General features: G+C 72.2%; 12 protein-coding genes. 11 read left to right on the forward strand and 1 reads right to left on the reverse strand.

The features are described 5' to 3' along the window. The first annotated feature begins 153 nt into the window (after positions 1-153). From ACTYVM_RS32325 to ACTYVM_RS32335, 3 genes are all read left to right on the forward strand, one after another. Complete coding sequence (locus ACTYVM_RS32325) at positions 154-1,611, forward strand: hypothetical protein (protein WP_445529120.1); 1,458 nt, start codon at positions 154-156, stop codon at positions 1,609-1,611. Between the two features lie 153 nt (positions 1,612-1,764). Next, positions 1,765-3,063 (forward strand): AAA family ATPase, encoded by a 1,299-nt coding sequence (locus ACTYVM_RS32330; RefSeq protein ID WP_445529380.1) that lies wholly within the window; start codon positions 1,765-1,767, stop codon positions 3,061-3,063. A gap of 143 nt (positions 3,064-3,206) precedes the next feature. Further along, positions 3,207-4,451 carry a vWA domain-containing protein gene (locus ACTYVM_RS32335; protein ID WP_445529381.1) on the forward strand — a complete coding sequence of 415 codons (1,245 nt, stop codon included), beginning with the start codon at positions 3,207-3,209 and terminating at the stop codon, positions 4,449-4,451. A 51-nt stretch (positions 4,452-4,502) separates the two neighbouring features. Here the strand turns inward: ACTYVM_RS32335 and ACTYVM_RS32340 are convergent, their stop codons facing one another. Then, on the reverse strand, positions 4,503-5,426 hold the full coding sequence (locus ACTYVM_RS32340; RefSeq protein WP_445529462.1) for a GNAT family N-acetyltransferase: 924 nt from the start codon (positions 5,424-5,426) through the stop codon (positions 4,503-4,505). Between the two features lie 574 nt (positions 5,427-6,000). On the opposite strand from ACTYVM_RS32340, the gene ACTYVM_RS32345 reads away from it, so the two are divergent. From ACTYVM_RS32345 to ACTYVM_RS32380, 8 genes are read left to right on the forward strand one after another with little or no spacing between them, the layout of a single operon-like run. Further along, complete coding sequence (locus ACTYVM_RS32345) at positions 6,001-6,984, forward strand: ABC transporter substrate-binding protein (RefSeq protein ID WP_445529382.1); 984 nt, start codon at positions 6,001-6,003, stop codon at positions 6,982-6,984. A gap of 1 nt (position 6,985) precedes the next feature. Continuing rightward, positions 6,986-7,765, forward strand: a complete 780-nt coding sequence (locus ACTYVM_RS32350) for an ABC transporter permease (protein WP_445529383.1) — start codon at positions 6,986-6,988, stop codon at positions 7,763-7,765. After that, positions 7,762-8,529 (forward strand): ABC transporter permease, encoded by a 768-nt coding sequence (locus tag ACTYVM_RS32355; RefSeq protein WP_445529384.1) that lies wholly within the window; start codon positions 7,762-7,764, stop codon positions 8,527-8,529. The genes ACTYVM_RS32350 and ACTYVM_RS32355 overlap by 4 nt, the downstream gene beginning before the upstream one ends. Before the next feature lie 53 nt (positions 8,530-8,582). Further along, entirely contained in the window at positions 8,583-9,458 is an 876-nt protein-coding gene (locus ACTYVM_RS32360; RefSeq protein WP_400036010.1) for an ABC transporter ATP-binding protein, read from the forward strand. Next, entirely contained in the window at positions 9,455-9,937 is a 483-nt protein-coding gene (locus ACTYVM_RS32365) for a MarR family winged helix-turn-helix transcriptional regulator (RefSeq protein WP_445529385.1), read from the forward strand. Before ACTYVM_RS32360 ends, ACTYVM_RS32365 begins: the two co-directional genes overlap by 4 nt. Continuing rightward, positions 9,934-11,118 (forward strand): aryl-sulfate sulfotransferase, encoded by a 1,185-nt coding sequence (locus ACTYVM_RS32370; RefSeq protein WP_445529386.1) that lies wholly within the window; start codon positions 9,934-9,936, stop codon positions 11,116-11,118. The genes ACTYVM_RS32365 and ACTYVM_RS32370 overlap by 4 nt, the downstream gene beginning before the upstream one ends. Then, a complete protein-coding gene (locus ACTYVM_RS32375) occupies positions 11,115-11,948 on the forward strand; it encodes an MBL fold metallo-hydrolase (protein WP_445529387.1) in 834 nt (277 codons plus the stop codon). The genes ACTYVM_RS32370 and ACTYVM_RS32375 overlap by 4 nt, the downstream gene beginning before the upstream one ends. 42 nt (positions 11,949-11,990) lie before the next feature. Beyond that, positions 11,991-12,863 (forward strand): alpha/beta fold hydrolase, encoded by an 873-nt coding sequence (locus ACTYVM_RS32380; protein WP_445529388.1) that lies wholly within the window; start codon positions 11,991-11,993, stop codon positions 12,861-12,863. The last annotated feature ends 39 nt before the right edge of the window (positions 12,864-12,902 follow it).

Below are 12,902 nucleotides of genomic sequence, written 5' to 3' on the forward strand. Positions count from 1 at the left end.
CACTAGGGCCTCTCGTTCGGATCATGCCGGGCTCGCGGGCTGATCCCAACGAAAAACCCTGGCCACACCTGGAGGAACCGTGGCCTATGATGCTCGGGTGATGAACCTCTCCTCGTACGGATGGGGGGAATCGTCCGCGCAAGGTGAGTGCTGATGGCACATCACCTCGCGAACGACATTCCGACCCGCCTGTTGATGTGGCAGCGCGTGCGTGAGTACGCCGTGCCACCGTCCATGATCGAGACCGCGACCGCTCGACGTACGGTCGGTGACTGGGCGGGGGCCTGCGCCGCCGCCCGAGTCGACGTCGATCTCGATCTGCGCGCCGTGCGCGACCGCCACGGCACCGATCTCGTCACCCGTCTCCGCGCGGATCTGCGTCGGCTGGCGCCTGACCTGCTCCGCTGGCACATGCCCCGGATCGCCCCCGGCGGGCGCCTGCGGCCCGGTGTCACCGTCTCCCTGGCCCGTTACCGGAGTTCGGGCCCCGTGCCGCTGCGACTGGTGGTGCGGACACCACCGGCCCGGGCAGACGCCGGACAGTGGATGTCCCTGGCCCTGTGGGAAGGGCCCAAAAACGAAGGCTCCGGACAGCACCTCGCGCACCCGCACCCGCATCCCGACCGGCGTTTCCGGCTCGACCTGCACCGGCATCTCTGGGACTCAGGGCGGAGCGGGGAACTGGCCCGGCGGTGCGGTGCGGACGGCACATCCTCCACGGCGCCGCCCGACCTGCCCACCCCCCACGATTCCCGTTGGGCGGCGGCTGGTTGGGCTGCCGAGGCGGAGTTGCTGCTGCGGGCCGAAGGGCGCCCTCGCGGGGCCTTCACCGTGCGGCTCGGTGCGCGGAACCGGGCCGTGCTCGAACTCGTCGCCCCCGACGACAGCCATGCCCCGACGTTCCGACCACTGCGGGAGGCGCTGCCGCCGCAGGAGGTCGCGGCGCTTCCGATGCTGCCGGAGGCCGCGGCCCGGGTCCTTCCTGATCTCGAGTTGCTGCGCGCCGGGCTGGTCTCGGCCGAAGGACTGCACCCGCTGGTCGCCGCGGCACTCGCGCCGTCCGGTTCGGCACCCGTGGCCGGCCCCGTCCACGAGCCCGGTGATCCGCACCGGGTGGAATGCCGCGGCGAGGTCCACCGGATCGCGCTGCGGGACGGGGTGCTGACGGCGGTCGATCACGACCCGGACCAACTGCGCCGTGAGGAGCTGCTGGTGGCGCTCGGCGGGCCGGCGCTGCCGTGCCTGCGGGCGATCGACGCGGTGCACCGCAGCCCGGAGGCACTGCCGGCGGTCCGGGAACGGCTCGGCCACGGTGACGTCGCCGGAGCACTGGCCGTGGTCGAGGGACTGCTCGGTCCCGCCGCGGTCCTGCGTGACGGGCCGCTCCGGGCGGAACTGGAGTCGGCCGCGGCCCGCCGCGTCGACCACGGGCTCTTCCGCTCGGGGCTCCTCACCCCGCACCCCGGTGCCGGTGCATGGGGGGAGGAGAACGGCTCGGCCGCGGCACACGCGGAGGCAGGCCATCGTCCTCGGCTCGACCGTCGCTCACCTCCCGCCATGCGCCGCAAGCGGAGCAGCCGGGCCCGGCCCCGCACCGGCCTGACCCGCTGACCGGCCGCACCGGCCGCACCGGCCGCACCGGCCGCACCGGCCCACATGTACCGGCGAAGTCCCCTCCCGCACTGCGCGTTGCTCGCGCACGCCCCACGACACCAAGACATCTCCGGGTTCGGGCCGTCCCGTTCCCTCATTCCGCCCCAGGTGATGCCCATGCCGTCCAGCACGATCCCGCCCACAACCGCGCCCGCCCCCGCCGACTCCGGCGCTTGCGGAACCGTCGCCCAACTCACCGTCGCCGACGGCCTTTTGGCCCTGCTACGGTCGACCACCACCGAGCCGCGTCCCGACGAGCAGCTCGAAGCGCTCACCCTGGCCGTCGCGGCCGACCTGCCCGTACTGCTCTGGGGCGAGCCGGGCATCGGCAAGACCGCGGCCCTGACACAACTCGCCGCCTCTCTCGACCTGCCGCTGACTACCGTGATCGCCAGCGTCCACGAGCCGTCCGACTTCTCCGGGCTGCCCATCGTGGGCGACGATCCGGCAGTGCGAGGGGTGCCGATGGCGCCGCCGCGGTGGGCCGTCGAACTCGTACGGGCCGGACGGGGGTTGCTCTTCCTCGACGAACTCTCCACCGCCACCCCGGCCGTCCAGGCCGCACTGCTCCGGGTCGTCCTGGAGCGGAGGGTCGGTACGCTGCAACTCCCGCCTGGCGTACGGATCGTGGCCGCCGCGAATCCGCGCGCGTCGGCCGCGGACGGATGGGAGCTGAGTCCGCCGCTGGCCAACCGGTTCGTGCATCTGCACTGGGTGCACGACCGGGAGGTGGTGGTGCGCGGGCTGGGCGGGGTCTGGCCCCGGGCGGAGCTGCCCCGGCTGGTACCGGAGCGGTTGCCGGAGGCGGTGACCTTCGCCCGGCGTGCGGTCTGCGGCTTCCTGGAAGCCCGGCCGACGCTGATCCACCGCCTGCCGAGCACCGAGACACGGCGCGGTGGTGCCTGGCCCTCGCCCCGGAGCTGGGAGACCGCCTTGACCCTGCTCGCCTTCGGCACGGCGGCCTGCGTCTCCCGGGAAGTGCTGGCACTGCTGGTGCGGGGCGCGGTGGGCGACGGACCGGGGCTCGAACTCCTCGCCCACCTCGACCGGATGGAGCTGCCGGACCCGGAGTCGCTGCTGGCCGATCCGCCCTCCGCCGAGCTGCCGGTGCGGGGCGATCTGCGCCAGGCGGCGCTGGAGGCGGTGGTGGCCGCCGTCGGGGCACGGCCGGAGCGGGAGCGGTGGGAGGCGGGCTGGGCGGTCCTGGTGCGGGCGCTGGAGACCGGCGCCCCGGACCTGCTGGTCGCCCCGGCGACGACGCTCGCCGCGCTGCGGCGCGACGACTGGGAGGTACCGGAGGCGGTGGAGCGGCTGACCGGGGTGGTCGGTCTCGCCCGCCGGGCGGACCGGTCGGTGGAACGGGTCGCGGCGTCGGCCGACGCCGGGCGTGCGCCGGGGGCGGGCCGATGACGGGGGCCGCGAACCGCCCGGGACCGCGCCCACTGCCGCGCCCGGTGACCCGGCCCGCGCCGCCGCGACCGGTACGGACCACCGTGCCGGGGCCGCCGGCCGGCACCGGCGGACGGACCGGCCGGTCCGGACTCCCGCTGGACATGGACAAGTTGCTCGCCGCCCGGCTGCACGCGGTGAAGGTCCGTCCCTACCTGGCCGACGCGCTCTTCGCGTTGCACGTGGTGGAGGACCGGTCGGTGCCGACGATGGCGGTTGACGCGCACTGGCGCTGCTACGTCTCCCCCGGCTTCGTGGCGCGCACCCCGGTGGAGGAACTGGCGGGCGTCTGGGTGCACGAGGTCTCCCATCTGCTGCGGGACCACCACGGGCGGGGCGAGCGGTACGCGCGGGAGCACGAGGAGCACAGGCCCGGCGAGCGGAACGAGACGGGGGTGTCCCCGGCCGAGGACTGGGGCAGGCTGCGGCGGAACATCGCCGCCGACTTCGAGATCAACGACGACATCTACGGTGACGGGCTGCCCCTGCCGGCCGGGGCGGTGCTGCCGTCGCTGCTGAGGTTGCCCGACGGGCTGCTCATGGAGGAGTACCTGCGGACGGCGTCGATGTCCGGACTCACCGCGGACCTCGCCTGGTTGGACTGCGGCGGTGGCGCCGACGGGCAGGATCGGCCGTGGGAGCTGGGCCCCGACGGGGCACATGGGCTGAGCAGGCAGCAGCGGGACGCCGTCCGCTTCCGGGTCGCGGAGGGGATCAGGGGCCGGCCGGGGAACGCGCCGGACGGGTGGCGCCGGTGGGCGCAGGACGCATTCCATCCGCCGCAGCCATGGCGGCAGTTGCTGGGGGCGGCGGTCCGCTCGGCGGCGGGTGCGCCAGGGGTGGGCGAGGACCACAGCTACCGGCGTCCGTCCCGGCGCTCGGCCGGTGTCCCCGGGGTGCTGCTGCCGAGCCTGCGCCGTACGCCGCCCCGGGTCTGCGTCGTGATCGACACCTCCCGGTCGGTGAGCGACGCCGAGTTGGGCAGCGCGCTGCTGGAGGTGGCGGCGATCTCGCGGGCGGTGGGCGGACGGCGCGACCTGGTCTCGGTGATCTCCTGCGACGCGGCGGCAGGGATCGCCGTCCCCCTCTGCCGTGCCGAGAACCTGGAACTGGTCGGCGGCGGGGGGACGGATCTGCGCTCCGGTTTCGCCCGGGCGCTGCGCTCCCGGCCCCGCCCGGACGTGATCGTCGCCCTGACGGATGGCCAGACGCCGTGGCCCTCCGCGCAGCCACCCTGCCGCACCGTTGTCGGGCTCTTCCCCCGGCCCGCCCGGGCCGTGGACGAGGAGAGTCCCGCCTACGTCCCGGACGCCCCGCCGCGTTGGGCGCGTGTCGTCACCATCGGCTGAGCGAGCGGGACGGGTCGGGCGGGGGCACCCGCGTAGGTGCCCCCGCCCCGGTCAGCTCCAGGTCATGTTGATCTCGCGTTCGAAATTGACGTAGCCGGCGCGCTGGAACGCGTGCGCCATGGGGGTGTTGCCGAGGTCCGTGGACGCTCGGATACGGGGGACGTCCTGCTCGGCGAGCACGCGAGTGCCCTCGGTGAGGATGTCGTCGATGTAGCCGTTGCCGCGGTGCCCGGGGAGCACCGCGATGTAGGCGATGACGGGGTTGTAGCCGTTGTGGGCGGGGAGGACGAATCCCACCGGCTCTCCGTGGGGCAGGGTCGCGACGCGCCACCAGTCGCGCGGGCTGGTGTAGCGGGCGAGTTCCTCCTCGTAGTGCTTGACGGCCGCTTCGTGGGCGGACATCCGGGTCAGGTCGTCCCGCCCGTGTGCGTCCAGTGTCCCGTCCAGTACCGAGGTCATCAGGGCGAGGAGTTCCCCGGTGTCGTGGACGGGGCGGAACGCGAGGCGTCCGGCGGGCTCGGGAACGGGCGATGCGGGACGCCATTCCAGGCGCAGCCGTTCGACGAAGAGCCGCGCACCGGTGCGCTCCAGTACCGTCATGCGCTCCTCGACGACCTGCCTGGTCACCGTGGTCTCACGCCAGTCCGGCGGGATGAAGCGGCTGTACTCGGGGGGACGCGACCCGTTCGGGAGGGTGGCCGCGGTCGCGGCACGCAGAAGCCGCACCCCGATGTCGACACGTTCGGGGCGCGGGATGCCGTCGTCGAGGTCGAGGACGTCCAGGATGAAGGGCGCGTCATCGCCCGGCCGGCTCCACCAGGCCACCCTGGCCAGCAGGCGGTCACCGCACACGGCGACCCACATCCATTCCGGGCGTCGGCGGCCGACGGCGAGGTCGTCCGCCAGTCCCTCGTTGAGGGTGTAGGGCAGTCGGCAGAAGAGGTCGAGTTCTTCGCGTCCGGTGATCGGACGCATGGTCAGGTCGTTCTGATGCACGGTCAAGGCACGCTCCGGTGAAGGCGCCCGTCCGCTCCGGGGGCGGTCAGATACGGTCCGCACCCCGGGAGGGCTCGAGCGCGGTGATCATGCGGATCATGGGCTTGTCCCTCCTTTCGCTGTCGTGGTCCTTCACCCCTGTGGTGGGGGGTTCGACTGTAGCGTCCGACCGCGCCTCGCCTCACCCCATTTGCCGAGCCGTCCGGGACCCACGCCCTGCTCCCACGGCGTCACGCCGTCATTCAGGCAGTACACATCCCATCCGACCCAACAGCCTGAGTTGGACACCGTAGAAGTATTGACTCTCGGGGGCACCACCGAGATAGTTCGTATACGTTCCAACCGACTCCGGGACGCCCCGCCACGCGGCACAGACGGCTCCTGCCGGAGGAGACCCCTTCCGGACCGCCCACGCAAGGCCGCGCCAGAGCCCCACGAGCCCGGTCGACCGCACGAGCACCCGCTCCGTCCGGTCCGGGCCCACGCCGGGCCGACCGGAGCCCCCCCCCAGCGCCATGCATCACTCCACGCCGACCCCTCCGAGAGGTCCAGCATGAAGAGACAGCATCGAGTCATCGCAGCCGGCGTCACCTCGCTTGCCCTGGCCGCCCTCGCCGCCTGCGGCCCGGGCGGCACGCCCGAGGCGAAGAACGTCCGGACCATCAAGGTCGGCACCATCCCCATCGGCCCGCAGGTGCCGCTCCTGATCGCCCAGCAGAAAGGTTTTTTCAAGGAGCAGGGCCTGACCGTGGAACCGCAGACCTCCACCGCCTTCGACGCCACACTGGCCGGCGTCCTCAACGGGCAGTACGACATCGGCTTCGGCGCCGCGCCGCCGCTGCTCAGCGCCCTGTCGAAGAAGGCTCCCGTGAAGGTCGTGGCACAGACCGCGGCCATCGACCACGGCCGCGGCCCCGGACAGTCCGGAGCGGACGTGGACGTCGTCGACCCCTCCCTCAAGCGCCCGCGCGACCTGCAGGGCAAGACGCTGGCCGTGACCTCGCTCAACGACCTCGGGGCCGTCGGGCTGCGCGCCGCGGTCAAGAAGGACGGCGGGGACCCCAACGCCCTCAAGCTCGTCGAGATGCCCGGAGCGCAGCAGCTCGGAGCCCTCCTGTCGGGGCGCGTGGCATCGGCCAACTTCAACGAGCCGAACGCCGCGGTCGCCCGCGCCAACCCGAAGGTCCGGGTTCTCTTCAACTACACCGACCCGCTTCCCGCCGGTGCGCCCCTCGACGTGTACTTCGCCAAGAACGACTTCATCAAGAACAACCCCGAGACGCTGAAGAAGTTCCGGGCGGCCCTGGACAAGGCCGTGACCTACGCCAACGAGCACCCCGCCGAAGTGCGGGCGATGACCTGGAAGCTCTACCAGAACGTCAGCGACGCCGTAGCAGCCAAGACGGTCATGCAGGCGTTCAGCACCAGGATCGACAGGCAGGCCCTCGGTTCCCTCGAGGACGTGCTGACCGACTACGCGGGGCTGCAGAAGAGGGTCGGCCCCGACGACTTCTACTCCTACACCCCCGGATCCTGACATGGCACCGATACGCCGTACCGTGCTCGGCGGACTCGGCGCCGCCGGAGCACTGGCCGTGTGGGAACTGACGTCGAGGGGCGGTCTGGTGCCCGAGGCCTCCCTGCCGCCTGCGTCGGCCACCCTTAGGCGGCTCGCGGTCGAACTCTCGCACGCGCAGACCTGGACGCAGACCGGACGCACGCTCGCCCAGGCCGGCGTCGCCCTGCTGCTGTGCGTGGTGATCGCCGTCCCGCTGGGCATGCTGATCGGGCGTGTTCCCGTCGTCGAGGCCTACACCCGGTCGACGGTCAACTTCCTCCGCTCGGTCCCCGGCCTTGCCCTGATCCCCCTGTTCGTCCTCTTCCTCGGCGCCCGACCGTCGATGGTGGTCCTCCTGACCGCCTTCATCGCCGGCTGGCCGCTGCTCATCGCCACCATCGAGGGCGCGCGCTCCGTCGAGCCGGTCTCGCTCGACATGGCCCGCAGCTTCCGCCTCGGCCGGACCCGGACCCTGCTCCGGGTGGTCGTCCCCGCCGCCAGTCCGTTCATCGTCACCGGCCTCCAGCTCACCACGGTCGTCACCCTGCTGGTGGTGGTCGGCAGCGAACTCATCGTCAGCGCCCCGGGGCTGGGACAGCAGATGGCCGTGGCCAACGCGGGTGGCGACGGTCTGTCCATCTTCGCGCTCAGCGTCTGGACCGGCGTGCTCGGTGTCGCCGTCAACGTCGCCCTCCGCTGCGTCGAGAACAAGGTGATGGGCTGGCACCACGCCGCGACAAGCAACCGGAGGAACTCGTGAGCGCCGCCGTTCCGCGGCGTCTGGCCCGAAGCCTGGCGCTACCCGCCCTGCTGGCGCTCGCCTGGGTCGTGACCGCCGACGCCGCCCACAACATCTACGTCTCCACTCCCCAGGAGATCTGGGACCGCGCCGTCCTGTGGTGGCCCGACGGGTGGCATCAGGACCTGCTGCCGAGCGTGCGCAACATCCTGCTCGGCTTCGCCCTGTCCGCCGTGATCGGCGTCGGCCTCGGCCTGGCCATGGGATCGTCGCGGACCGTGCGGGACCTGGTCACGCCGACGCTGGACTTCCTCCGTGCCGTGCCGAACGCCGCTCTGGTCCCGTGTCTGCTGATCGTCATCGGGTTCTCGGCGAGCACCCGGGTGCTCGTGGTGTTCCTCAGCGCGGTCTGGCCCATCCTCCTGGGCACGATGGACGGCGTGCTGTCGACCGATCCCCGGTTGCGGGACGTTGCACGCGCCTACCGGCTCCCTCCGCCGACCCGGTTCCTGCGGCTGACCCTGCCGGCCGCGGGACCGCACATCCTCGCCGGTATGAAGACGGCGCTCTCGGTCTCGATCGTCGTGGTCGTCATCAGCGAGATGTTCGGCGCCACCGAGGGCCTGGGCCACTTCATCATCGACTCCCAACGGCACTTCGACATCGCCGGTGTGTGGCTGGGAACCCTCGTCTTCGGACTCCTCGGATACTCGCTCAACTCGCTCTACACCGTGGCGCAGCGACGCCTGCTGCGGTGGCATCCCTCCACGCGGATCGACGCATGAGACACGCCCCGGAACACCTCGACGAACACGCCCACGAAGGGGAAGAGCCTGCCATGTCCGTTGCGACCACCACCGACTCCGGGCGCCCACCGCGCCCCCGCGGCGACGGGACTCCGGTACTGGAGGCCGTCGGGCTGAAGAAGGCCTACGGTCACGGTGCCAAGGCCAGGACCGTGCTGGGCGGGATCGATTTCCGCGTCGCCCCGAGGGAGTTCGTCTGCATCGTCGGCCACTCGGGGACCGGCAAGACCACACTGCTGCAGTGCCTGTCGGGGCTGATGCGGCCCACGGCCGGGGAGGTGCGCTTCGCCGGCGCACCCGTCACCGAGCCGCCGCCGGGCATGGCGATGGTCTTCCAGGACTACAGCCGCTCGCTGCTGCCGTGGATGTCCGTGCGCTCCAACGTGGTGCTGCCCCTGAAGGGCAAGGGCGTGGCGAAGAAGGAGCAACAGGCGATCGCGGCCGAAGTGCTCGGCGCGGTGGGGCTCGGCGCGCACGCCGACAAACTGCCCCACGAACTGTCGGGCGGCATGCAGCAGCGAGTGGCCATCGCCCGTGCGCTCGCCTACCGCCCGGAGGTGATGATCATGGATGAGCCGTTCGCGAGCGTGGACGCCCAGACCCGGGCCGACCTCGAGGACCTTGTCCTCGGGCTGCGGCGGGACTACTCCTCCAGCGTCGTCCTGGTCACCCACGACGTGGACGAGGCCGTCTACCTGGGAGACCGCGTCGTGGTGCTCGGCGGCGCCCCCGCCCTGGTCCGCCGGGTCGAGGACACAGGCCTCGGCGAGTCCCGTGACCAGATCGAGACCAAGGCGCTGCCCCGGTTCGCGGAGGTACGCGCGAACGTCATGCGGGAGATTCGGGAACAGTCGGCGAGCGTCGCCCGAGCGACGACCGGAAACAGCCACGAGAAGGACCTGCCATGACGACACCCGAACTCGAAGGAACCCCCGAGGCGCTCGGTGAGGCCGACCCGACCTGGGGCTTCCTCGCCAGGATCCGCAGACTCGTCCAGGTCTACGGTGCCGCGTGGTCCGCGGAGGTCTCCAGCGAGGTCACGGCCGTCCAGTTCGGCGCCCTGGCGGGGCTGCACCGCGACCCGGGTCAGGACCAGAAGACGCTGGCAGCACGGCTGTCGATGGACAAGGCCACCGCGGCCGACGTGGTCAAGCGCATGACGCAGCGTGGCCTGGTCCAAGTCCTGCGCGACCCCAACGACTCCCGCCGCAAGGTACTCATCCTGACCGACGCGGGTCGCGAGGTGGTGCACCGGATCGCTCCCCGCGTGGACCGGCTGCGCCGTGACGTGTTCGGGACGCTCGCCCCCGCGGAGCAGAAGGCGTTCGTCGAGACGATCGACCGCCTGGTCCTCCAGATCGAGACCCGGATGGAGGCTCGTCCGTGACCCCCGCCCAAGCCGTGCACCCGGCCGCGCCGGGCCTGCCGCCGACGCCCGGAACACCGCCGGCGGTCGACCAGGTCACCCGCCGCCGCACCGGACTCGGACTGCGCGCCCACGACCCGGCCCTGGCCTACCGGGGCTACACCCTCATCACCCCGAGCTTCGGCGGGCGGACGACCTACCTGATCGACATGCACGGCCGCGAGGTCCACCGCTGGGAACTGCCCTGGCCCCCGGGCCTCGGCTCCCGGCTGACCGAACGCGGAACCCTCCTGTACTCGGGGCGCGTCGTCGATCCCCGGGTGCCCTTCCTGGGGACCCTGCCCTTCAAGGGGGGCGTGGTCGCCGAGGTCGCCTGGGATGGCACGGTGCTGTGGTCCGTCGAGCACCCCACCCATCACCACGACGCGATCCTGCTACGCAATGGCAACGTCCTGCTCCTCGGCCTGGAAGAGGTCCCCGCCGCGCTCCGACATCGAGTGCGCGGCGGTGTCGAGGCCCAGGAGACGATGTACGCGGACACCCTCGTCGAGATGACGACCGCGGGCGAGACCGTGTGGGAGTGGTCCGCGTCCGCACACCTGGACCCCGACACCGATGTCATCGGCCCCGGCCCCATGGACCGCAGCGAATGGACGCACGCCAACGGCGTGCTGGAACTCCCCGACGGCGACCTCCTGCTGAGCGCACGTCAGATCTCCACCCTGCTGGTGGTCGACCGCGCCGACGGCGCCGTCCGCCGACGCATCGGCAGCGGTGTCCTCGCCGGTCAGCACGCCCCGTCGCTCAGCGGCGAGAACCGCGTACTCGTCTTCGACAACGGCTTCCAGCGACAGCACCCGGGGCTGCCCTTCTCCCGAGTCGTCGAGTTCGATCTGCGCACCGGCGACATCCTGTGGACCTACACCGATCCGGTCCCGTTCGACTTCTTCAGCGCGTTGCAGTCGGGCGCCCAGCGGCTGCCTGGCGGCACAACCCTGGTCTGCGAAGGGCTGTCCGGCCGTGTCTTCGAGGTGACGCCCGAGGGCGCCACGGTCTGGGAGTACGTCAACCCGTACTTCGTCACCAGCCCGCTCGGCGACGACGTCCCGGCCGCCAACCGCATGTTCCGCTCCCTGCGCTACTCCCCCGAACTCATCGACCCCCTGCTGGGGGCACCGACCACGACCAAGGAACCCTCGTGAAACTCGTCCTGCTCGGCACCGCCGGCGGCCCCCGGCCGTCCGTCCACCGCGCGGCCCCCGCCCAGGCCGTCGTCCACCGCGATCAGGTGCACGTCGTCGACTGCGGCAACGGCACCGCCCGCCAGCTGGCCGCCGCCGGGCTCCCCCTGGACCGGCTGGCGGGCATCTACATCACCCACCACCACGCGGACCACATGCTCGACGTCGGCGCCCTGCCCCTGCTCGCCTGGACCGACGGCATGACGGAGCCGATCGGCATCCACGGGCCGACCGGCATCACCGCGTCCGTGGGGCATTTCGTGGAGATGGTGCGGATCGAGCTGGAGGCCCGTACCCGCACGACCGGCCGGGCGTCCTTCCCCTCACTGCTGCGCTGCCACGACCTCGGCGGCCCCGGTCCGGTCCACGAGTCCGACGGGCTGCGGGTGACGGCGACGCTGGTGGACCACCCGCCGTTCGACGTCGCCCTCGCCTACCGCTTCGACGGTGACGGCCGGTCGATCGTGGTGTCCGGCGACACCCGCTACTCGCCCCGGCTCGCCGAACTCGCGGCGGGCGCCGACGTCCTCGTCCACGAGGCGATCTACGAGGAGGCGCTGTTCGAGCAGCTCCGCGGCGCCCGGGCCGCCACACTCCGCGAACACCTGGTGGGCTGCCACACGACCGCACAGGACGCGGGCCGGCTGGCCAAGGAGGCGGGCGTGCGCACCCTGGTGCTGTCCCACCTGGTCCCCCACCACCCCACGGTCACCGAGGAGATGTGGCGCGACGCCGCGGCCTCCCAGTTCGACGGCGAGATCGTCATCGGCCGGGACCTGCTCGAGATCTGACCGTCCCACGACCACGCACGCACAGCACGGAGAAACCCCCTGATGACAGACACGACCAGTCACAGCGACGAGCCGGTGACCGGCAGGGCGTCCGCCAACGGCATCGAGCTGTACTACGAACTGCGCGGTACCGGAACGCCGTTGCTGATGATTCCCGGGGCCGGCGGTGACGGCGGTACGTACGCGGCCGTGGCCGGCCTCCTCGCCGAGCACTTCACCGTGATCACGTACGACCGTCGCGGCAATTCACGCAGCGGACGTCCACCGGCGTGGAACGCCACCTCTCCCGACGAACAGGCCGACGACGCGGCGGCCCTGTTGCGCGCTCTCCGCCTGGCTCCGGCGCACGTCTTCGGCTCCAGCAGCGGCGCCACCATCACCCTGAACCTGGCCCTGCGCCACCCGGAGGTCGTGCGCAGCGCGGTCGCTCATGAGCCGCCGAAGATCGGGGTCATGCCCGAGCGGGACGAGTTGCTCGCCCTGCTGCGCGAGCGCGCCGAAGCGGCGCGGCAGCGAGGCGGCTACCGCGCGTCGATGGCCGACTTCAGCGGCTGGCTGACCGGCACGACCCGTGAGCGCGAGCACGATCTGGCGGAGCGGACGCTCGGCAACGGCGAGGTCTGGGTGACCCGCGAGCTGGGCGTCGTCGACCGGTGGGACCCTCCGGCCGGCCTCACGGCGGACCGGCGGGTGCCCGTCACCGTCGCGGTGGGGTCCGAGGGAGGCACGGACCTCCACCAGGAGCTGCTGGGGCGCTACCGCGCCGCGCTGGAGGAGCTGGCCGCAGGCATCGGCGCCGCCTTCACCGCGATGCCCGGCGGCCACGTACCGTACGCGACGCACATCCCCGCGTTCCTCCCCCGGCTGACGCGCCTCCTGACGGAAGCCGAATCCGGGACCGCGAACAGGACCTGACCCACGCGTCACGGACCGGCCTGGCCGACGGCGGGGGCG

The sequence above is a fragment of the Streptomyces cyslabdanicus genome, assembly GCF_052663305.1.